The sequence below is a fragment of the Bradyrhizobium sp. GW821-FHT12B03 genome, assembly GCF_058807535.1.
In genome coordinates this window covers 15,638-37,146 of sequence record NZ_JBXAQU010000035.1, presented here as the reverse complement: position 1 = coordinate 37,146, position 21,509 = coordinate 15,638, and the positions used below count along the sequence as shown (strand labels likewise).

Annotated in this window: 18 protein-coding genes and 1 pseudogene; 15 read left to right on the top strand and 4 right to left on the bottom strand. The window is 64.1% G+C overall.

Annotation, left to right across the window (positions count from 1 at the left end; genetic code table 11):
• The 7 genes and pseudogenes from AC1RUR_RS37440 to AC1RUR_RS37410 form a co-directional block, all read left to right on the top strand.
• A pseudogene (locus AC1RUR_RS37440) lies at nt 1–213 on the top strand (branched-chain amino acid ABC transporter permease); the annotation flags it as partial.
• A gap of 23 nt (nt 214–236) precedes the next feature.
• The gene (locus AC1RUR_RS37435; protein ID WP_492853145.1) at nt 237–1,466 is read left to right on the top strand and encodes an ABC transporter substrate-binding protein; all 1,230 of its coding nucleotides are present in this window, start codon (nt 237–239) and stop codon (nt 1,464–1,466) included.
• 119 nt (nt 1,467–1,585) lie between these two features.
• On the top strand, nt 1,586–2,812 hold the full coding sequence (locus AC1RUR_RS37430) for an ABC transporter substrate-binding protein (RefSeq protein ID WP_492853144.1): 1,227 nt from the start codon (nt 1,586–1,588) through the stop codon (nt 2,810–2,812).
• Between the two features lie 251 nt (nt 2,813–3,063).
• Nucleotides 3,064–4,293: an ABC transporter substrate-binding protein gene (locus AC1RUR_RS37425; RefSeq protein ID WP_492853143.1), complete on the top strand. Its 1,230-nt coding sequence runs from the start codon at nt 3,064–3,066 to the stop codon at nt 4,291–4,293.
• A gap of 161 nt (nt 4,294–4,454) precedes the next feature.
• Nucleotides 4,455–5,684: an ABC transporter substrate-binding protein gene (locus tag AC1RUR_RS37420; RefSeq protein WP_492853142.1), complete on the top strand. Its 1,230-nt coding sequence runs from the start codon at nt 4,455–4,457 to the stop codon at nt 5,682–5,684.
• Nucleotides 5,685–5,861: 177 nt separating this feature from the next.
• A complete protein-coding gene (locus AC1RUR_RS37415; protein WP_492853141.1) occupies nt 5,862–7,145 on the top strand; it encodes a glycerate kinase type-2 family protein in 1,284 nt (427 codons plus the stop codon).
• Nucleotides 7,146–7,389: 244 nt separating this feature from the next.
• Entirely contained in the window at nt 7,390–9,486 is a 2,097-nt protein-coding gene (locus tag AC1RUR_RS37410) for a putative bifunctional diguanylate cyclase/phosphodiesterase (protein WP_492853140.1), read from the top strand.
• Between the two features lie 17 nt (nt 9,487–9,503).
• Here AC1RUR_RS37410 and AC1RUR_RS37405 read toward each other — a convergent pair whose 3' ends face one another.
• Nucleotides 9,504–10,037 carry a MarR family winged helix-turn-helix transcriptional regulator gene (locus AC1RUR_RS37405; RefSeq protein ID WP_492853139.1) on the bottom strand — a complete coding sequence of 178 codons (534 nt, stop codon included), beginning with the start codon at nt 10,035–10,037 and terminating at the stop codon, nt 9,504–9,506.
• A gap of 177 nt (nt 10,038–10,214) precedes the next feature.
• Between AC1RUR_RS37405 and AC1RUR_RS37400 the strand changes: the two genes are divergently transcribed.
• The 5 genes from AC1RUR_RS37400 (at nt 10,215) to AC1RUR_RS37380 (ending at nt 15,921) form a co-directional block, all read left to right on the top strand.
• Nucleotides 10,215–11,255, top strand: a complete 1,041-nt coding sequence (locus AC1RUR_RS37400; RefSeq protein ID WP_492853138.1) for a branched-chain amino acid ABC transporter permease — start codon at nt 10,215–10,217, stop codon at nt 11,253–11,255.
• A 5-nt stretch (nt 11,256–11,260) separates the two neighbouring features.
• Nucleotides 11,261–13,030: a branched-chain amino acid ABC transporter ATP-binding protein/permease gene (locus tag AC1RUR_RS37395; protein WP_492853137.1), complete on the top strand. Its 1,770-nt coding sequence runs from the start codon at nt 11,261–11,263 to the stop codon at nt 13,028–13,030.
• The gene (locus tag AC1RUR_RS37390; RefSeq protein ID WP_492853136.1) at nt 13,027–13,758 is read left to right on the top strand and encodes an ABC transporter ATP-binding protein; all 732 of its coding nucleotides are present in this window, start codon (nt 13,027–13,029) and stop codon (nt 13,756–13,758) included. The genes AC1RUR_RS37395 and AC1RUR_RS37390 overlap by 4 nt, the downstream gene beginning before the upstream one ends.
• Before the next feature lie 121 nt (nt 13,759–13,879).
• Nucleotides 13,880–14,989 carry a hypothetical protein gene (locus tag AC1RUR_RS37385; protein ID WP_492853135.1) on the top strand — a complete coding sequence of 370 codons (1,110 nt, stop codon included), beginning with the start codon at nt 13,880–13,882 and terminating at the stop codon, nt 14,987–14,989.
• Nucleotides 14,989–15,921, top strand: coding sequence for a class I SAM-dependent methyltransferase (locus AC1RUR_RS37380; RefSeq protein WP_492853134.1), 933 nt, complete (start codon nt 14,989–14,991; stop codon nt 15,919–15,921). Before AC1RUR_RS37385 ends, AC1RUR_RS37380 begins: the two co-directional genes overlap by 1 nt.
• On the opposite strand, the gene AC1RUR_RS37375 is transcribed toward AC1RUR_RS37380, so the two are convergent.
• Complete coding sequence (locus tag AC1RUR_RS37375; RefSeq protein WP_492853133.1) at nt 15,918–16,541, bottom strand: pyridoxamine 5'-phosphate oxidase family protein; 624 nt, start codon at nt 16,539–16,541, stop codon at nt 15,918–15,920. The two genes, AC1RUR_RS37380 and AC1RUR_RS37375, sit on opposite strands and share 4 nt — an antisense overlap.
• Nucleotides 16,542–16,662: 121 nt before the next feature.
• On the opposite strand from AC1RUR_RS37375, the gene AC1RUR_RS37370 reads away from it, so the two are divergent.
• The gene (locus AC1RUR_RS37370; protein ID WP_492853132.1) at nt 16,663–17,547 is read left to right on the top strand and encodes a LysR family transcriptional regulator; all 885 of its coding nucleotides are present in this window, start codon (nt 16,663–16,665) and stop codon (nt 17,545–17,547) included.
• 139 nt (nt 17,548–17,686) lie between these two features.
• Here AC1RUR_RS37370 and AC1RUR_RS37365 read toward each other — a convergent pair whose 3' ends face one another.
• Nucleotides 17,687–18,106: a PaaI family thioesterase gene (locus AC1RUR_RS37365; RefSeq protein WP_492853131.1), complete on the bottom strand. Its 420-nt coding sequence runs from the start codon at nt 18,104–18,106 to the stop codon at nt 17,687–17,689.
• 236 nt (nt 18,107–18,342) lie between these two features.
• Nucleotides 18,343–19,512: a 4-hydroxybenzoate 3-monooxygenase gene (gene pobA / locus AC1RUR_RS37360; RefSeq protein ID WP_492853130.1), complete on the bottom strand. Its 1,170-nt coding sequence runs from the start codon at nt 19,510–19,512 to the stop codon at nt 18,343–18,345.
• Between the two features lie 266 nt (nt 19,513–19,778).
• On the opposite strand from pobA, the gene AC1RUR_RS37355 reads away from it, so the two are divergent.
• Together AC1RUR_RS37355 and AC1RUR_RS37350 are read left to right on the top strand one after the other, a co-directional pair.
• A complete protein-coding gene (locus tag AC1RUR_RS37355; RefSeq protein WP_492853129.1) occupies nt 19,779–20,795 on the top strand; it encodes a TRAP transporter substrate-binding protein in 1,017 nt (338 codons plus the stop codon).
• Nucleotides 20,796–20,998: 203 nt separating this feature from the next.
• Nucleotides 20,999–21,508 carry a TRAP transporter small permease gene (locus AC1RUR_RS37350; protein ID WP_492853128.1) on the top strand — a complete coding sequence of 170 codons (510 nt, stop codon included), beginning with the start codon at nt 20,999–21,001 and terminating at the stop codon, nt 21,506–21,508.
• Nucleotide 21,509: the final 1 nt, after the last annotated feature.

The window sequence follows — 21,509 nt, the reverse complement described above, 5'->3', positions numbered from 1 at the left end:
ATGGTGGTCGGCGGCGTCGGCTGGCTGCCCGGCTCGATCGTCGGTGCGGCCTTCATCATCTTCGTGCCGAACATCGCGGAGGGCATCTCCAAGGGCCTCTCCGGCGCGGTGTTCGGCGTGCTGCTGTTTGCCGTCATCTACCTCGTGCCGCACGGCGCAAGGCAAGTCGCGATCCTGGGCCAGCAACTCGCCGGACGGCTCAGAAAGAACTGAAACCCCCATTGAAGGAGACCAAATTGTTTCTTGGAAGAATACTGCGAACCACCGCACTTGTAACGGCGGTCGCGACCCTCACCTCCGGCGCAGCACTCGCCCAGAAGAAATACGACACCGGCGCATCCGATACCGAGATCAAGATCGGCAACATCATGCCGTACAGCGGTCCTGCGTCGGCCTATGGCATCATCGGCAAGACCGAAGAAGCCTATTTCAAGATGGTCAACGACAAGGGCGGCATCAACGGCCGCAAGATCAACTTCATCACCTATGACGACGCCTATTCGCCGCCGAAGGCCGTCGAGCAGGTCCGCAAGCTGGTCGAGAGCGACGAGGTGCTGACGGTGTACAATCCGCTCGGCACGCCCTCGAACAGCGCCATCCAGAAATACCTGAACGCGAAGAAGATCCCGCAGCTCTTCGTCGCCACCGGCGCCACCAAGTGGAACGACCCGAAGAACTTCCCCTGGACCATGGGCTGGCAGCCCTCCTACCAGAGCGAAGCGCAGATCTACGCGAAATGGCTGATGAAGGAGAAGCCGGACGCCAAGGTCGCGATCCTCTACCAGAACGACGATTTCGGCAAAGACTATCTGAAGGGCACCAAGGACGGACTGGGTGCCAAGGCCGCGTCCATGATCGTCATGGAAGAGAGCTATGAGATCTCCGAGCCGTCGATCGACGGCCACATCGTCAAGATCAAGGCCGCCAATCCCGACGTGCTGCTGATCTACGCGACGCCGAAGTTCGCCGCCCAGACCATCAAGAAGACCGCCGAGCTCAGCTGGAAGCCGCTCCAGATCCTCACCAACGTCTCGATCTCGGTCGGCAGCGTGATGAAGCCGGCCGGCTTCGAGGCCTCGCAGAACGTGCTGTCGGCCGCCTATGCCAAGGACTCCACCGATCCGCAGTGGACCAACGACCCCGGCATGAAGAAATGGAACGAGTTCGTCGACAAGTATATGCCCGGCGCCGACAAGACCGACACCGGCATGGTCTACGGCTATGGCGCCGCGTCGACGCTCGCCAAGGTCCTCGAAATGTGCGGTGACGATCTGACCCGCGCCAACCTGATGAAGCAGGCGGCGAGCCTGAAGGATTTTGCACCGGACACCCTGCTGCCCGGCGTCAAGATCAACACCAGCCCGACCGACTTCGCCCCGATTTCCCAGCTCCAGATGCAGCGCTTCAAGGGCGAGAAGTGGGAACTGTTCGGCGAGATCATCAGCGGCGACATCGCCTCCGAGTGACGCGCTGACGCAATAGTCCAACCCTGGAAAAGCCCCTGCGGGTCACCGCGGGGGCTTTTTGTTGACGTTCTCCGACAATCTTGTTCAATGCGGCCGATCCAGCCCGGGGTAGGCGAACAATGATCGCCGTTCGTTTTCAGGTTGCGGCCTGCTTGGCCGCATTCGCGTTGTGCACTGCGGTGACCGACTCCGCGCTGGCGCAGAAGAAATACGACACCGGCGCTTCGGATACCGAGATCAAGATCGGCAACATCATGCCCTATAGCGGACCGGCCTCCGCCTATGCCGCGATCGGGAGGACCGAGGAAGCCTATTTCAACAAGGTCAACGCCGAGGGCGGCATCAACGGCCGCAAGATCAAGTTCATCTCCTACGACGACGGCTATTCGCCGCCGAAGACGGTCGAGCAGGCGCGCAAGCTGGTGGAGAGCGACGGGGTATTGCTGATCTTCGGCTCGCTCGGCACCTCCACCAACGGCGCCATCCGCAAATACATGAACGAGAAGAAGGTGCCGCAATTGTTCGTTGCGAGCGGCGCCTCGAAGTGGAACGACCCCAAGCAATATCCCTGGACCATGGGCTGGCAGCCGAGCTACGCCAGCGAGGCGCGCATCTACGCCAAATACATCATGAAGGAAAAGCCGGACGCGAAGATCGGCGTGCTCTACCAGAACGACGATTTCGGCAAGGACTACCTCAAGGGGCTGAAGGACGGCCTGGGCGCCAAGGCGTCGATGATCGTGCTGGAGGACGGCTACGACACTTCGGAGCCGGCGATCGACGAGCACGTCGTGAAGCTGAAAGCCTCGGGCGCCGACGTCTTCATCAGCATCACCACGCCGAAATTCGCGGCGCAAGCGATCAAGAAGGCGGCCGAGATCAACTGGCATCCGATGCACATCATCTCCAACGTCTCGGCCTCGGTCGGCGGCGTGCTGGAGCCGGCGGGAATCGAGATCTCGCAAGGCATCCTGTCGGCCAGCTACACCAAGGACGGCTCGGACCCGCAATGGAACGCCGATGACGGCATGAAGAAGTTCTATAACTTCCTTGCGCAATACGAACCCAAGGGGAACAAGCTCGATGCTGGCGTGGTGTTCGGCTACGCCGCCGCCCAGACCATGGTGAAGGTGCTGCAGATGTGCGGCGACGACCTCACCCATGCAAACGTCATGAAGCAGGCCGCTTCCTTGAAGGATTTCGAGCCGGATACGCTCTTGCCCGGCATCAAGATCAACACCGCGGCAGACAATTTCGCCCCGATCGAGCAGCTCCAGATGATGCGGTTCAAGGGCAGGAAATGGGAGCTGTTCGGCGACATCATCTCGAGCGAGATGGGTCACTGAAGCAGAACAATTCAAGATAGCCTCTTCTACATTCGGCAACTTCCGCGCAAATGATTAACGGCGCGCGAAATCTCACGCGCCGGAATATTCCGCACTGCTTCAAATAGATTGCGCGTCCTGCGACAGTTATGCAGGGCGTTCTTCTTGCTGGCGGCGACGGATGGGTATTGAATGTGCGACGGAGCGGTACGCAACGATCGCCCCCAATCAAAAGCAATCGACACATTCAAACCTTTTCTAGGGAGATCAAGATGCCTGCGATGCATGTGCGGTTGGGGGCCTTCTCGGCTGCCCTCCTGCTGGCTGCCACCTTGTCCACGGCAGCATCGGCACAGAAGAAATACGACACCGGCGCATCCGATACCGAAATCAAGATCGGCAACATCATGCCCTACAGCGGACCGGCCTCCGCCTACGGCGTGATCGGCAAGACCGAGGAAGCCTATTTCCGCAAGATCAACGCGGAAGGTGGCATCAACGGCCGCAAGATCAGCTTTGTCAGCTATGACGACGCCTATTCGCCGCCGAAGACCGTGGAGCAGGCGCGCAAGCTGGTGGAGAGCGACGAGGTGCTGCTGGTCTTCAACTCGCTCGGCACGCCGCCGAACTCGGCGATCCAGAAATATCTGAACCAGAAGAAGGTACCGCAACTCTTCGTCGCCACCGGCGCAACCAAGTGGAACGATCCGCAGAACTTCCCGTGGACGATGGGCTGGCAGCCGAACTACCAGAGCGAGACCATCATCTACGCGAAGTACATCCTGAAGAACAAGCCGGATGCCAAGATCGCGGTGCTCTATCAGAACGACGATTACGGCAAGGATTATCTGAAGGGCTTCAAGGACGGGCTTGGCGCCAAAGCGGCCTCGCTGATCATTGTCGAGGACAGCTATGAGGTCTCCGAGCCGACCATCGACTCGCACATCGTGAAGCTGAAGGCCTCCGGCGCGGACGTCTTCATGAACATCACCACGCCGAAATTCGCGGCGCAGGCGATCAAGAAGAACGCCGAACTCGGCTGGAAGCCGCTGCATTTCCTCAACAACGTCTCGGCCTCAATCGGCAGCGTCATCAAGCCGGCCGGCTTCGAGAACGCGCAGGACATCATCTCGTCGCAATACTTCAAGGACCCGACCGACGCCCAATGGAAGAGCGACCCGGCGATGGTGGCCTGGAACCAGTTCCTGGATAAGTACTATCCCGAAGCGAACCGCGCCGACGCGTCGGTGATGTATGCCTATATCGTGAGCCAGGGCCTCGTGCAGGTGCTCAAGGCCTGCGGTGACGACCTGACCCGCGAGAACGTCATGAAGCAGGCCGCGGGTCTGAAAGACTTCGAGCCGGCGGGCCTCCTGCCGGGCATCAAGGTCAACACCTCGGCGGCCGATTTCGCGCCGCTCTCGCAGCTGCAATTGATCCGGTTCAAGGGCGATGGCTGGGAGCGATTTGGTGAAATTTTGAGCGGCGACGTCGGCGGTTAACCCTTCGCCGCCCGACTAAAGACGCAGCCCTCGCGGCTTCCGCCGCGGGGGCTTTTCCTTGAAGCCTTCGGGCAAATCGTATTGAATTGCGGCCGCGCTGCCAAAAGGCAATCAAGACAAGAAACGCAAGGCGCATACACCAAGAAAATAGGGAGATAGGAATGCCCGCTGTCACCGGCAAACTTGCGGCCGCGTCACTGGCGCTTGCGCTCATTGCGGCCTCGGCCTCCACTGCATCGGCCCAGAAGAAATACGATACCGGCGCCACCGATACCGAGATCAAGATCGGCAACATCATGCCCTACAGCGGACCGGCCTCCGCCTATGGCATCATCGGGCGGACCGAGGCCGCCTATTTCAAGAAGATCAACGACGAGGGCGGCATCAACGGCCGCAAGATCAACTTCATCTCCTACGACGATGGCTATTCGCCGCCGAAGACGGTGGAGCAGGCGCGCAAGCTGGTCGAGAGCGACGAGGTGCTGTTCATCTTCAACTCGCTCGGCACGCCGCCGAACTCGGCGATTCACAAATACATGAATTCCAAGAAGGTGCCGCAGCTGTTCGTCGCCACCGGCGCCACCAAGTGGAACGATCCGAAGGACTTCCCGTGGACCATGGGCTGGCAACCCAACTACCAGAGCGAGACGCAGATCTATGCGAAGTGGCTCTTGAAGAACAAGCCGGATGCCAAGATCGCCGTGCTGTTTCAGAACGACGATTACGGCAAGGATTACCTGAAGGGGCTGAAGGACGGCCTCGGGGCGAAGGCCGCTTCGATGATCGTCATGGAGGAGAGCTATGAGACCTCCGAGCCGACCGTCGACAATCACATCGTCAAGCTGAAGTCGACCGGCGCCGACGTCTTCATGAACATCACGACGCCGAAATTCGCGGCGCAGGCGATCAAGAAGAACGCCGAGATCGGCTGGAAGCCGCTGCACTTCCTCAACAACGTCTCGGCTTCGGTCGGCAGCGTGCTCAAGCCCGCCGGCTTCGAGAATGCCCAGGACATCATTTCCGCCGACTATCTCAAGGACGTTTCCGATCCCGAGTGGAACAACGACCCCGGCATGAAGGATTTCCTCGCCTTCATGACCAAGTATTTCCCGGAGGGCGACAAGCTCGACCATGGCACCATCGTCGGCTACGGCGTGGCGCAGACCCTCGTCCAGGTGCTGAAGCAGTGCGGCGACGATCTCACCCGCGCGAACATCATGAAGCAGGCCGCCAGCCTCAAGGACTACCGCACCGAAGTGCTGCTGCCGGGCATCCAGATCAACACCTCGCCGACCGACTTTGCACCCATCAGCCAACTCCGGCTCGAGCGGTTCAAGGGCGAGAAGTGGGAGCTGTTCGGCGACGTGATCAGCGCCGACGTCGGCGGCTAGACGGCTGAAATACACGACGACGAAAGAACCCCCTGTGCTCATCGCACTGGGGGTTCTTGCTTGCCTTCCGATTATGATCACGCGATTGCACAATCGAATGACGGTAAAGCCCGCTTACGCTTTCGCGCCCGATGCGGTAGGCATGTCGTTGCTATAGTCCGCCGAAGGCTTTTCGTCATGACCGACCGACGTCCCCTGCTCCGCGCGCTCTACGACGCCGCCGTTGCCGCCGCTCATCCGAACACGATTCTGGCGCCGCATCTGCGCCCCGCACCCAAGGGGCGCGTGATCTGCCTTGCCGCCGGCAAGGGCGCCGGCGCGATGGCCGCGGCGGCGGAGCGGTACTATCTCGACACGCTGGGACTCGCGCCGGAACGCCTCGTCGGCATCGCCACCACCCGCCACGGCTACGGCGTGCCGACGCGCCGCATCCGCATGGTCGAGGCCGGCCATCCCGTACCCGATGAAGCCGGCCTGAAGGGCGCCGCCGATACGCTCGCGCTCGCGGGCGAAGCCGGGCCCGATGATCTGCTGCTGGTGCTGCTCACCGGCGGCGGCTCGGCGAACTGGATCGCGCCGGTGGACGGCATCAGCTTTGCGCAGAAGCAGGCGGTCAACAAGGCGCTGCTCCGCTCGGGCGCGCCGATCGGCGAGATGAACGTCGTGCGCAAGCATCTGTCGCGGATCAAAGGCGGTCGTCTGGCGCACGCCGGCAAGAATGCCGCCGAGATCGCGACGCTCGCGATCTCCGACGTGCCGCATGACGATCCCTCCGCGATCGCCTCCGGCCCCACCGTGCCCGATCCGGCCACGCTCGCCGACGCGCGCGCGATCGTCGCGAAGTACAAGCTCGACATCGACGACGCCGTGCGACGCGCGCTGGACGATCCTGCCAACGAAAGCTGCAAACCCGGCGATGCCGCCTTTGCCCGCGCGCATTTCGAGCTGATCGCGCGGCCCAAGCAGTCGCTCGACGCCGCCGTGAAGCTCGCCAAGGACGCCGGCTACGAGACCATCGATCTCGGCGCCGATCTCGAAGGCGAGGCGCGCGACGTCGCCGCCGATCACGCCAGGCTGGCGCTGCAAGCACGCGCGCAAGGCAAGCGCATCGCGATCCTCTCCGGCGGCGAGCTCACGGTCACCGTGCGCGGCAATGGCCGCGGTGGCCCGAACCAGGAATACGCGCTGGCGCTGGCTGCGCTGTTGAAGGACACGCCTGACATCTCCGCGCTCGCCGGCGACACCGACGGCGCCGACGGCGGCGCCGGTCATCCCACCGACCCTGCCGGCGCGCTGATTGATGCTGCGACGTTTGCCAAGATGAAGGCGCAGGGACTTCAGCCGCAGGCCTATCTGGACAACAACGACGCGACGACGTTCTTCGAGGCCACGGGGGATCTGCTGATGCCGGGGCCGACGCTGACGAACGTGAACGACATCCGGGTGATCCTGGTCGACTGAGGCGACCACCTTTCCGCGGCACGTCGGGACTGGCGCGCGCAACGCGCGCCTGGCGTCTGCGACGCTCGGCGCCGGTATGCTTAACGCAGGGTGTACGCGGCCGGCATCGGCGCGGAAACCGCCGGATTCTTTAACGCGAAATTCGTTGCAACTTCAGGAAGCTGCCTGCGGATGAGGCAGATCATGGCGATCATTCACCTGACTCTGCTCTAATGGCGCCGCGCTTGAGGGAGGGCAAGGACACATGGACGATCGTGACAGGCAGGTCGGCGACCTCGACCCGCTCGTCCTTGGCGGGCTGCTCGAACAGGCCGTCAACAACCTCTGGCTCGGCATCATCCTTTTCAACGGACGTCGCGAGGTCGTCTACTGCAACCGGCGTTACATGGACATCTACGGCCTTTCGCCGGAGCAGGTGCGGCCGGGCACGCCTGTCAGTGATCTGATCCAGCATCGCCTCAAGCTTGGGCTGAAGATCCGCGGCGAGGCCGATGCCTATATCCGCGCCAGGACGGAAGGCACGGTCGTGAGCGAACGGACCGTGCAGGAATTCGCGGACGGGCGGATCATCGCCTATGCCTCCCACCCTCTGCCGAACGGCGGCGGCATGGCCACTCATGAGGACATCACCGAGCGCGAAGAGCTCAGCGCCAGGCTGCAACAGCGCAACATGCAGTTTGACATCGCGATCAACAACATGCCGCACGGACTGTGCTTCTTCGACGCCAGTCACCGGCTGATCGTGTGCAACAAGGACTTCATCGACATGTACGGGCTGCCGCCCGAGCGCATCCGGCCCGGCACGCCGCTGTCGGACATCGTCGACATGCGCTTCGAGGCCGGCAGCGTGCCCGCCATGACGCGGGACGAATACATGAAGTGGCGGACCGGCGTCGTCGTCTCCGCCGAGCCCGTCGACAGCATCATCGAGATGCGCAACGGGCGCACCTTCAAGGTCCGCCATCGGCCGATGCCGGATCTCGGCTGGGTGGCGACCCACGAGGACATCACCGAGCAGCGCCAGGCCGAACTGAAGATCGCGCACATGGCGCATCACGATTCGCTGACCGACCTTGGCAATCGCGCCCTGCTCAACCAGCGGCTCGCGCAGGCGTTCGCATCAGACCGGATGTTCGCGGTGCACCACATCGATCTCGACAAGTTCAAGTCGGTCAACGACACGCTGGGCCATCATGCCGGCGATGCGCTTCTCAGGGGCGTCAGCGAGCGGCTGCGCCGCCTCGTCCGTCCGGGAGACACCATCGCCCGGATGGGCGGCGACGAATTCGTCGTGCTGCAAGCGCCGATCGAAGACGGCGACGAGGCGGGCAGACTTGCGCAACAAATCATCGGGCAGATGGCCGCGCCGTTCGAGATCGACGACGGGCAGACGATCGCGGGTGCGAGCATCGGCATCGCCATTGCGCCGGCCGACGGCACGACACCCGAGCAATTGCTGCGCAATGCGGATCTTGCGCTCTACCAGGCCAAGAGCGACGGCAAGGGCACGTACCGCCTGTTCGAGCCTGCCATGGGCGCGCAGGTGCAAAGCCGCCGCGCGCTCGAGCTCGATCTGCGCAAGGCGCTCGCCGGCGGCGAATTCGAGCTGCATTACCAGCCGCTGGTCAAGAGCGACGGCGGCGAGATCAGCGGCTTCGAGGCCTTGATCCGCTGGCAGCATCCGCAGCACGGGCTGATCGCGCCGGGCAGCTTCATTCCGCTCGCGGAGGAGATCGGCCTGATCGTGCCGATCGGCGAATGGGTCATCCGGCAGGCCTGCCGGACCGCGAGCCGGTGGCCCAAACACCTCCATGTCGCCGTCAACATTTCTGCGGTGCAATTCCGCTATGCCGGCCTCGCCGAGGTGATCGTCGGCGCGCTCGCCGCGGCGGGGCTGGAAGCCAGCCGGCTCGAGATCGAGATTACGGAGAGCGTGCTTCTGCAGGACAAGGAGGGGACGCTCGCGATCCTGCACCGGCTGCGTGCGCTCGGAGTCCGGATCGCGATGGACGATTTCGGCACCGGCTACTCGTCGCTGACCTATCTGCAATGCTTCCCGTTCGACAAGATCAAGATCGATCGGTCCTTCGTGCGCGACGTCGCGACCGATGCCGGGTCGCTCAACATCGTGCGGGCGATCGCCGCGCTTGCGAACGGGATGGGCATGACCGCGACCGCCGAGGGCGTCGAAACGCGCGAGCAGCTCGACTGCATCGCCGCAGAAGGGTGCACGGAAATGCAGGGCTATCTGTTCAGCCGTCCGCTGCCGGCGGCTGAAATCGAGCGCCGCTTCCTCTCCCTCGAGGTCCCCGCACTGCGCGACCGGTTCGCCGCGGCCTGATCTCGTCGGGGACCGAGCTAGAACTCGTTGGCGATCTTGGCGAGCATCCCGAGCAGGGCTTCGCGGTTGGCCTGGCCGAGCAGATCGTTCAGCCGCGCCTCGTGCTTGGTGGCGACGAGCTTTTTCGCCCGCGCCAGCACGGCCTTGCCCTTGTCGGTCAGCACCAGGATGTGCGAGCGGCGGTCGTTGGTGGAACGGATCCGCGCGCAAAGGTCGCGGCTCTCGAGATTGTCGAGCAGCGCCACGAAATTCGGACGCAGGATGCCGAGGGTGGAGGCGATCTCGGTCTGGTTACGGCCCGGATTCTTCTCGACCAGCAGCAGCACGGAGAACTGCGCCGGCGTGAGCTGGAGCGAGGCCATGCAGCGCAGGAAGTTCTCGAACACCTTGAGCTGCGCCCGCTTCAGGACGTAGCCGAGCTGTTCGGAGAGCTCGCCGAGCTGGAGGGCTTCGGCGTGAACCTGACCTTGCGGCTCGCCGGCGTCCTTGCGGCCCTTGGCCGCGTCGGCTGGCTTCTCGGAGGACTTTTCAGCGGTTTTTGAAACGGTCATCGCCTGGTGCTCGTAATCCCGCTAAATTCGGGACGGGTCGCCCGCCACCCTTGAAGTTATATTTGATAATTGTTATGGACCATATCAAATATCGTCAGCGTATTTCAATGGCTGTGAGCGGACCATCCACCGCAATTGCGGAGGCCGGTCCTTAATCTTAAGGGGGAGCGTCCGGTCTTGAACACCACCATCATGCTGTTCCTGCTGCAGGACGGCATCACCAATGGCGCGATCTATGCGCTGCTCGGCCTGGCGCTGGTGCTGGTGTTCGCCGTCACCCGCGTCATCCTGATTCCCCAGGGCGAATTCGTCACCTATGGCGCGCTGACCTATGCCTCGCTGGCCGCGGGCCAGATGCCCGGCACGGCAAAGCTTGCACTCGCGCTGGGCATCGGCGCCTTCGCCTTCGACCTGTTCGTGGCCCGCAAGGCGCTGCACGGGCGCCTGGTGGTCCGCAGCTTCGTCACCAACATCGTGCTGCCGGCCATCGTGCTGGCGCTGACCATCTATTTCACCGCCCAGAAGCCGCCGGTGGCGGTCTGCATCGCGCTATCGCTGGTGATCGTGGCGATGATCGGCCTCTATCTCTACCGCATCGCATTCCAGCCGCTGGCGCACACCTCGGTGCTGGTGCTGCTGATCGCGTCCGTCGGCGTCCACCTCGCGCTGCAGGGGCTGGGCCTGTTGTTCTTCGGCGCCGAAGGCCAGCGCGGACCTGCCGTGCTGTCAGGCTCCTTCACCGCCGGCGCGCTGCGCTTCACCGGCCAGAGCATCACCGTCTACGCCATCACCATCGCCTTCATCGTCGGCCTCTGGCTGTTCTTCGGCCTGACGCTCTACGGCAAGGCGCTGCGCGCGACCGCCGTCAACCGGTTGGGGGCGCGGCTGGCCGGCATCCGCACCACGCTGTCCGGACAGATCGCCTTCCTGCTGGCATCCGTGATCGGCGCGCTGTCGGGCATCCTGATCGTGCCGATCACGACGCTCTATTACGATTCGGGCTTCCTGATCGGCCTGAAGGGCTTCGTCGCCGCGATCATCGGCGGCCTCGTCAGCTATCCCCTCACCGCCGTCGCGGCGCTGGTCGTCGGCATCGTCGAGGCGTTCTCGTCCTTCTACGCCTCCAACTACAAGGAAGTGATCGTCTTCATGCTGCTGATCCCCGTGCTGCTGCTGCGCTCGCTCGCCGCGCCCGCGGTCGAGGAAGAGAAGGACTGAGGCGCATGCAGAGCCGGCTTCCCATCCTCATCTTCGCAGCTGTCATGGCGGCGATCCCGTTCGTACCTGGCATGCCGCCGTTCTGGATCGTGCTGCTCGACAATATCGGCCTTGCCGCCCTGGTCGCGATGGGCCTCGTGCTGCTCACCGGCGTCGGCGGCCTCACCTCGTTCGGGCAAGCCGCCTTCGTGGGCTTCGGCGCCTACACCACCGCGGTGCTGTCGACGACCTACGGCCTGTCGCCCTGGCTGACGCTGCCATTGTCGCTCGTGGTCAGCGGATCGCTGGCGGTGCTGCTTGGCCTCGTCACCGTCCGCCTCTCCGGCCACTATCTGCCGCTCGGCACGCTCGCCTGGGGGCTCGGCCTGTTCTATCTCTTCAGCAAGCTGGAATTCCTCGGGCGTAACGACGGCATCTCGGCGATCCCGCCGCTGTCGATCGGCGCGTTCAAGATGCTCTCGCCCGGCTCGATCTATTACGCGATCTGGGTCGCCGTGATCGTCTCGGCCCTGCTGACGATGAACCTCCTGGATTCCCGCACCGGCCGCGCCATCCGGGCGCTGCGGCGCGGCCATGTCGCCGCCGAGGCGTTCGGCGTGCACACGCCGCGCGCAAAGCTGCTGGTCTTCATCCATGCCGCGGTGCTGGCCGGCCTCTCCGGCTGGCTCTATGCCCATCTCCAGCGCGCGGTGAACCCGACGCCGTTCGGCGCGCAGGCCGGCATCGAATATCTCTTCATCGCGGTGGTCGGCGGCGCCGGCTATGTCTGGGGCGGCGTGCTGGGCGCGGCGATCGTCGTGGTGCTGAAAGAGGTGCTGCAAAGCTATCTGCCGCTGATCCTGCCGGGCTCCGGCCAGGTCGAGACCATCGTGTTCGGCATCATGCTGGTGGCATTGCTCCAGCTCGCGCCCGGCGGCGTCTGGCCGTGGCTGACGTCGTTCCTGCCCGAGCGAATCAGAGGCAAGAAGCCGGACACCTCGCTGAAACTGGAGCAGCGCACGCGCTCGCCCGGCGAGGCCAGCGTCCTGCTCCAGGTCGAGAAGGCGCGCAAGCAGTTCGGCGGCGTGATCGCGGTCAACAACGTTTCTTTCGACGTCCAGGCCCGCGAGATCGTCGCGCTGATCGGGCCGAACGGTGCCGGCAAGAGCACGACGTTCAACCTGATCACCGGCGTTCTGTCGGCGACCTCAGGCTCGATCTCGGTGCTCGGCAAGAAGCTCGACAACGCGCCGCCGCAGGAGATCGTCAAGCTCGGCATCAGCAGGACCTTCCAGCATGTGAAGCTCGTCCCCGACATGACCGTGCTGGAGAATGTCGCGATCGGCGCACATCTGCGCGGCCATTCGGGCCCGATCTCCTCCATGTTGCGGCTCGATCGCGCCGACGAGGCCAAGCTGCTCGCGGAAGCTGCCCGCCAGATCGAGCGCGTTGGCCTCGCCGACCAGATGCACCAGCTCGCGGGCTCGCTCTCGCTCGGCCAGCAGCGCATCGTCGAGATCGCACGCGCGCTCTGCGTCGATCCGATGCTGCTGCTGCTCGACGAGCCCGCCGCGGGCCTTCGCCACATGGAGAAGCAGCAGCTTGCCAGGCTGCTGCGCGAGCTGCGCGACGGCGGCATGAGCGTGCTGCTGGTCGAGCACGACATGGGCTTTGTCATGAACCTCGCCGACCGCATCGTGGTGCTCGATTTCGGCACCAAGATCGCGGAGGGCACGCCCGCCACGATCAAGACCAATCCCGAAGTGATCAAGGCCTATCTGGGAGTGGCGGCATGAGCGCGCTGTTGTCCGTCACCGATGCGCATGTCGCCTATGGCAAGGTCGAGGCGGTGCGTTCGGTCTCGCTCGAGGTCGGCCAAGACCAGATCGTCACCATCGTCGGCGCCAACGGCGCCGGCAAGACCACGCTGCTCTCCGCCATCATGGGCATCCTGCCGCTGAAGGGTCGCGTCGCCTTTGCCGGTCAGGATCTCGCCCGGCTCGACATCGAGGACCGCGTGGCGATGGGCCTCGGCCTCGTGCCGGAGCACCGCGAATTGTTCGTGACCATGAATGTCGAGGACAATCTCGAGCTCGGCGCTTTCCGCATCGAGCGCAGCAAGGCGAAAGCCTCGATGGAGCGGGTCTACTCGCTGTTCCCGCGGCTGAAGGAGCGGCGCAAGCAGCTCGCCGGCACGCTCTCCGGCGGCGAGCAGCAGATGCTCGCGATGGGCCGCGCGCTGATGGGCGAGCCGAAATTGCTGATGCTGGACGAGCCGAGCCTCGGCCTTGCCCCGATCATCGTCGCCGACATCTTCCGGATCGTCACCGAGCTTCGCACCGCCGGCGTCTCGGTGCTGCTGGTCGAGCAGAACGCGCAGGCCGCGCTGAAAATCGCGGACCAAGCCTATGTGATGGAGCTCGGCGAGTTCGTGCTCAGCGGCAAGGCCAGCGACATCGCGGCGAACGAACGCGTCGCGGCGAGCTATCTCGGCTTCCAGCACGAAGGTGCGAGCGTAATCTAGGCCGCAGGCTCAGAGCGCCGACGACGCAACGGGCCGATGTCCGCCGCGTTCGTGGACCCATGCCGAACTATCGCGCCTGAATCCGGCGCCTCGCGCGTTTATTCGGGGATTGCGAGGCTCGATGACGGCTCCACGATTGACCCTGACCGCCGATCTCTTCCGGCCGTACCCGATCGGGACGACCTGGGAGAGCGGGACCTGGAAGCACGTCCGCTGGCTCGACGGCATTGTCGGCACCGCGGCGAAGCTCGGTGGATGGCAGGTCGGCACGGCCTCCTGGGATGCGCGGCTGCGCGGGGACCATCACTATTTTCACACGCCCGACCTGTACGAGCAGGCGGGCTTGCCGCTGACAACAGAAGGATGGGGCAAGCTCCTGTCGCTCAAGACCGTGCCCGCCGGGATCGCGCATGCCGTGACGGAACCGTTTCGCGGCACCACCGTGGTCGGCTACGAACTGCCCGATCTGATGTGCAGGCTGCTGGACCAGGCCGGAATTGCCGTCATCGACCTGATCCTCTATCCGGTGCGCTTCCTCGACGATGTGGTCTTCGCGGCGCGCACCAACCGGGCCTCGATCCATCGGATCCTGCTGCACAACATGCTCGATCTCCGCGACGCCGCGCTCCGCGCCGGCTTCGTCAGGAGCAAGGCGAGCTTCATGAAGCCGTTGAACCTCAGGCCCGGGACCGCGCTCATCCTGGGGCAGGTTCCGGACGACCGCGCCTCGCTCGATCTCGCGACCGGAGGCTTCGTTCAGCTAGGCGACCACCTCCCGGACCTGATCGAGCTGTCGGTCCGCTCCTCGGCGGTGCTGTTCAAGCCGCACCCGTACGACCGGCCGCTCTCGGCGACGCACCGGGCCATCAAGAGCCTGGGCTCGGTCGGCTGGACCGACCTCAACCTCTACCAGCTCCTCGCGCAACCGGAGATCGAGACCGTCTGCGCACTGAATTCGAGCGGCCTTGTCGAGGCACAGCTGTTCGGCAAGCACACGATCCCGCTGAAGCAGCCGCTCTACCGCTTCGACACCGGCGCCCCCGGCGAGGCCGGCGGCTTCGGCGATGCGGTCCCGCAGAATACCGGCTGGTACGCGCCGCAAACGTGGCGCTCTCTCCTAGATGAAGGCCACAGCCTGCCCGAATCGTCGCACCGACTGGAGAAGGATCGCCTGCGGCGCGCGCTCAATGCGGATTGGGGGTTTGGCGCAATCGACAGGGTGGTGGCGTAATGCGCGGAAGCTGGGCCTCGGTCATATCGCTTTTGGAAGAACAGCGTTTTACGGATGTGGTCGCTCACCTCGATGCGACTCTGCGCACCCAGCCGACCAATATCGAGGCGCTGTTGCTGCGCTCGATCGCCAGGGCGAATATCGGGCTGACGCAGGAGGCCGAGGCGGATCTGTGGCGTGCACTCGTCGTGGACCCTGCCGCGGCCGGGGTTCGAGCCGCGCTTGGAGACCGCTTCGTACGGAACCCGACGGCCCAACGCGAAGACCACGATCTCTCGCTCAAGAGTGGTGAACGTCAGACCGCTCCTGCCGTTGACGCCGTCAGACGGGACCACACGGCCCGCTACGAATTTGCCGCGCGCTGGCTGGGCCAGCACGTCGCGCCGTCCCATGCGGTTATCGGCCTCGACCTGTTCTGCGGCAACGGCTACGGGGCCAGAATCATCGCCGATCGTTGCGGTGCAAGAATCATCGGTGTTGACGGCTCCGCGCCGGCGGTCGCCCTGGCCGAAGCATCCTATGGCGATCATCGCGTCGTCTTTGCGCAGGCCTATTTTCCGTTCGAGCTCGCCACGGCTTCCGCCGACTTTGCCATTTGCTTCGAATCGATCGAGCACGTCGCCGATTGCGATGAATTGCTGCGGCAGGTCGGCGCGGCCACCACGGGACCGATCCTGCTGTCATGCCCGCTCGAAAGCGGATTGCCCTTTGGCCACAACAAGTCCTCGTTCCGGTTTCACGTTCGGCATTTCACGATCGAAGAGATCGAAGCGAAACTATGGCGCCTCACCGGGCGCCGCATCGCAGAGGTCCGCGGACAGCGCGTCTATCGCCTCGAGGCAGGCCGCCTGGCCGGCCTGCTCGCTCCCGCGCAGATGGAGCTGTCCCGCCTGAACGATGACAGCCAGTTCGCAATCGTGGTTGCGGTTTAGCTTGTCGCAGCCTGCCCCTTCAACGTCGCCACCTCCGCCTCCAGCTCCGCGATCCTCGCATCCCTCGCCGCCAGCGCTTGCGCCACATCCGCAGCGTCGAACTTCTGCGGAATGTGCTGCGGGCAGTTGGTGTCCCAGGCCGCAATCTTGAACAGGATCACCTGCTCCGGCCGCGCGCGATATCCCTTCGGCATCAGTGACGTCGTCAGCGCCTCGTCGTCCTCGACCACACGCGCCTCGCCCCAGATCTTCACCCTCCGGCGATGGGCGTAGTCCATGACGAAGATATAGGCCTTGGGGTTCTCCGACAGGTTTCCCTGGGTGATGTATTGCCGGTTGCCGGCGTAGTCGGTGAAAGCGAGCGTCTGCTTGTCCAGCACCCTCAGGAACCCCTTCGGGCCGCCGCGGTGCTGGATGTAGGGCTGGCCGTCGGCCGAGGCGGTCGCAAAGTAGAAGCTGTTGGCGTCAGCCAGGAACGCCGCGAGATTCTCGTCGACCTCGGTGCGCCATCCCCGCTGCTCGGCATGGGCATAGTTCTCGCGCGAGCCCTTCCGGGCCTGGATCGATTTCACCGCCGGCGAGAAGGCAACGTCGCTGGCATAGGTGTGTGCTGCTGTCATCGGAACGTCTCCTGAAATTCCGGCGCATTGCTGCGTCTTCGCCGCCTAATCTGGACCTTCTGGCACCTAAAACAATCTGCCGCCTTGACACTTTATCATTGCAATATATGCAATAATGTCCATGGACCGCCTCGAAGCCATGTACGTCTTCGTCACCGTCGCCGATCTGCGCGGCTTTGCGCCGGCAGCGCGAAAACTGCGGCTGTCGCCCTCGGCGGTGACGCGGCTGATCGCGGCGCTGGAGGAGCATCTCGGCGCGCGGCTGTTGCAGCGGACCACCAGGCAGGTGAGATTGACCGATGTCGGCACGCGCTATCTCGAGCGCGCCCGGCGCATCCTTGCCGATGTCGAGGAGGCCGACGGCTCCGCGCGGGAGGAGCGCAACCGGCCGAGCGGACGTCTGGTGGTCTCGGCGCCGGTCGGCTTCGGCCGGCTTCATGTCGGTCCGGTCATGACCGCCTATCTCAAGCGCCATCCGGAGGTCGCCGGCGAGCTCAGGCTGTCCGACCACCTCGTCAATCTCGTCGAGGACGCCGTCGACGTGGCAGTGCGGATCGGCCATCTCGCCGATTCCTCGCTCGTCGCACGCCAGGTCGGCGAGATGCGTCGGATCGTGGTGGCGACGTCGGACTATCTGAAGCGCCATGGCGAGCCGAAGACGCCGGAGGCTCTGCTCGCGCATCAGACCATCCAGTTCGGCCCATCCGCCAACTGGCGCTTCGTGCAGGACGGCCGCGACATCGAGGTGACACTGAGCCCGCGCTTCACCAGCAACAGCGCCGACGCCGCCCTGCAATATGCCGAGGCCGGCGGCGGCGTGACGCGCGTGCTGGCGTATCAGGCTGCCGAAGGGCTGAAGCGAGGACGGCTCAGAATCGTGCTGGCGAAGTACGAGCAGCCGGCGTTGCCGATCCACATCGTCTACCCGACCTCGCGCCTGCTCTCGGCCAAGGTGCGCGCGTTCATCGATCTCGTGGTGGAGACGGCGGAGTGGCGGTTTGGGTGAAGGTCTCGTGTCCTGGACGCGCCGCAAAGCGACGCAGAGCCGGGACCCAGCAGGCCACGGGGTAGGCTGCGGATGGATGGACCCCGGCTCAGCAGCGCACCGCTGAAGAAGCGTTGCGCAGCGTCCGGGGCACGAGACCTCACCCCTTCTTCGGCACCACGCGAAACGTCCCGCTGGCACGCGCGATCACGACGTCGTCGGCTTTGATCAGGCTCTGCGCGAAGCAGATCGTCTTGCCGGTCTTGATCACGTCGCTCTCGATCGAACACCATTGGCCGATCTCAGCCGAGCCGACGAAATCGATCGACAGCGAAATCGTCACGAAGGATATGGCCCAGCCCGTCGCCTGCGCGCAGCTATAGCCCATGGCATTGTCGGCGAGCGCGGCGATGAGGCCGCCGTGGATCAGGCCACGGCCGTTGGTGTGCGGCCTTGCCAGACGAAGGCCGATGATGACGGCCCTCTCAGTTTTCTTTGCGTAGATCGGCTCCCAGGCTTCGGTGAGCGGGCTCTTGCGGGACAACGGCTCGAAGCCGTCGGGGATGTCGATGGTGGTCATGCGTGCCTCGCGTCATTGGCTGGGGTCATTGAACGCGAAGTGGATGACGGTTTCACCGCCTACAAAGTTTTAAACGGGATTTGCGCGGGTGTTTGAAATGGGCGCGATGTGTGAGGCAGCATGCGATCCCGTAGGGTGGGCAAAGGCGCGAAGCGCCGTGCCCACCATCTCGCCCCGCGCACCAAAGTGGTGGGCACGCTTCGCTTTGCCCACCCTGCGGCACTGTCAGCATCGTCCTAAAACGGCAGCCCCACGTAATTCTCCGACAGCGACGTCATCGCGGCTTGCGACTGGGTGACGTAGTCGAGCTCGGCGAGCTGGATTCGGGCGCCGATGGTGCCGGTGTCGGGGAATTTGTGCAGCATCGAGGTCATCCACCAGGAGAAGCGCACCGCCTTCCAGACGCGCGCCAGCGCCCTGGCGGAATAGGCATCGATCCCGGCGCTGGACTTCTCGTCGTAGAATTCGCGCAGCGCGCTCGACAGATAGTGCGCATCGCTAGCAGCCAGGTTCAGTCCCTTGGCGCCGGTCGGCGGCACGATGTGGGCGGCGTCGCCGCACAGGAACATCCGGCCGAAGCGCATCGGCTCGGCAACGAAGCTGCGGAGCGGCGCGATGCTCTTCTCGATCGAGGGACCCGTGACGAGGCTGTCGGCCGCCTCCTGGTCGAGCCGGCGCTTCAATTCGTCCCAGAAACGATCATCCGGCCACTGGTCGACATGGTCGTCGAGCGAACACTGCACATAATGACGGCTGCGCTTCATCGAGCGCATGGTGCAGAGCGCAAAGCCGCGGGCGTGATTGGAATAGATCAGCTCGTGGCTGACCGGCGGCGTCTCGGAGAGGATGCCGAGCCAGCCGAACGGATAGACCCGCTCGAACTCCTCGACCGCCGAGGCCGGCACGCTGGCGCGGCTGACGCCGTGGAAGCCGTCGCAACCGGCGATGAAATCGCAATCGAGCGTGTGGGTGACGCCGTCCTTCACCCAGGTTACGCGCGGGTGACTGCCATCGAAATCGTGCGGCTGCACGTCCTTGGCCTCGTAGACCGTATCGAGGCCAGCCGCCTTGCGCGCATTCATCAGGTCGAGCGTGACCTCGGTCTGGCCGTAGATCATGACCGTCTTGCCGGTCGCGGCTTTCATGTCGATGCGGTGACGGCAGCCGGAAAAGGCCAGCTCGATGCCCTCATGCACGAGGCCTTCGGCATGCGCCCGGGCGCCGGCGCCGACCTGGTCCAGCAGCGTGACGGTTCCTTCCTCCAGGAGCCCGGCGCGGATGCGGCCGAGCACGTAGTCCGGGCCCTGCCGCTCCAGAATGACGTTGTCGATGCCGTAACGGTGCAGCAGTTGCCCAAGCAACAATCCAGCCGGCCCGGCCCCGATGATTGCGACTTTTGTCCGCAATACTTGCTCCTCCCGATCCTGTAGGCTTTCGTCGCGGCTCGCTTGTCGCGTCATGACGCGCAGGATAATTATACCATATAACGGTTGGGCAAAAGGGGAGTGCTGGTCGCCGCTAACCGCGACAAATCCATGCAACACGGCTGACGTACGGGTCGCGACAAGGTGCGCGCCAATTCCGGCTTGAACGCGCCGGCCGATTAGATAACATGTTAATTAATGAGACCGGGCCATCGAAGCCCGCCGTCGATAACAGGGAGAGACGTGTGATGAGGAAAGCCTGTCTGGCTTTGTTGCTCGCAGCAAGCGTGACGCCCGCGTTCGCGCAAGACAAGACCTTCGATCTGAAGATCTCGCACTGGGTGCCGGCCTCGCATCCGCTCCAGAAATCGCTGGAAGACTGGGCGGCCGCGGTCGAGAAGGATTCCGGCGGCACCATCAAGAGCAAGGTGTTTCCGGCCCAGCAGCTCGGCAAGGCCTTCGACCATTACGACATGGCACGCGACGGCATCGCGGACGTCACCTACGTCAATCCCGGCTACCAGCCCGGCCGTTTCCCGATCATCGGCGCCGGCGAACTGCCGTTCCTGATCTCGGATGCCAAGGGCGGCTCGATGGGGCTGGACGCCTGGTATCGCAAATACGCCGAGAAGGAGATGAAGGACGTCAAATACTGCCTTGCCTTCGTCCACTCGCCCTCCTCCTTCCACTCCAAGACCAAGAAGATCGTGACGCCGGAGGACGTGAAGGGCCTGAAGATCCGCCCGGCGCACGCCACCATGGCGAATTTCGTCACCTCGCTCGGCGGCACCAACGTGCAGTCCTCCGCACCCGAAGTGCGCGACATCATCGAGCGCGGCGTCGCCGACGGCGTCACCTTCCCCTGGGGCTCGCTGGTGCTGTTCGGCATCGACAAGGTGACCAAATACGACATGGAGGCGCCGCTCTACACCACGACCTTCGTGTTCGTGATCAACAAGGACAAATACAATGCGATGTCCGACAAGCAGAAGGCCGCGATCGACAAGAACTGCTCGGTCGAGATGGCCGGCGTGGTCGGCGAGCACTGGGGCAAGTTCGAGGATGCCGGCGTCGATAAGGTGAAGGCGGAATCCGGCCACGAGGTTTACAAGCTGACGGCGGAGCAGACCGCGGCCTGGAAGAAGGCCGCCGAGCCGCTGGTCAAGACCTGGAGCGACGGCGCCAAGAAGGCCGGTGCCGATCCGGACGCAGCGCTGGCGGACCTCAAGGCGTCGCTGAAGAAGTACAACGCGCTGGCAGAGTGAGGCCCAGCTGTGGCACGCACTCGCTGCACCTCTCCCGCTTGCGGGAGAGGTCGGCGCGAAGCGCCGGGTGAGGGCTCTCACCTCTTGGGGGTTCTCGATCGTGGAAGCACCCTCTCCCCAGCCGTCCCCCGCAAGCGGGGGAGGGAGCGCAGCTCGATCGCGGGCGCATCTTGAACTCACAAGCTCTTGAACAGGAAACACCCATGAAGCGCTCCTGGATGGACCGCGTCATCGACTCGATCGAATGGATCGCGGCCGGCTTCGTCGGCATCGTCGCGCTCGACATCTTCCTGTCGGTGCTCTTGCGCAACACGCTGAACTATTCGATCCCCGATAGTTTCGACATCGGCCGCATGCTGCTCGGCATTCTCATTTTCTGGGGCATCGCCGCGACCTCCTATCGCGGCACCCACATCACCGTGGACCTCGTCTGGGGCAATGTCGGGCCGCGCCATCAGCGCTGGATCGACGTGTTCGCAACCCTGGTGCTGCTGTTCGTCGTGACGGTGCAGACCTGGACGCTGTTCGACAAGGTGCGCGGCACCTACAACGACAACGTCCAGACCTTCGACATGCACATGCCGACCTGGCCGTTCTTCGCGGTCGCGTGGATCGGCGACGTCTCGGCCGTGCTGCTGATCGCGATCCGCACCTACCGGCTGATCTTCCATCCCGAAGACATGCACGATCCCAAACTGAAGGCGACGGAGTAAT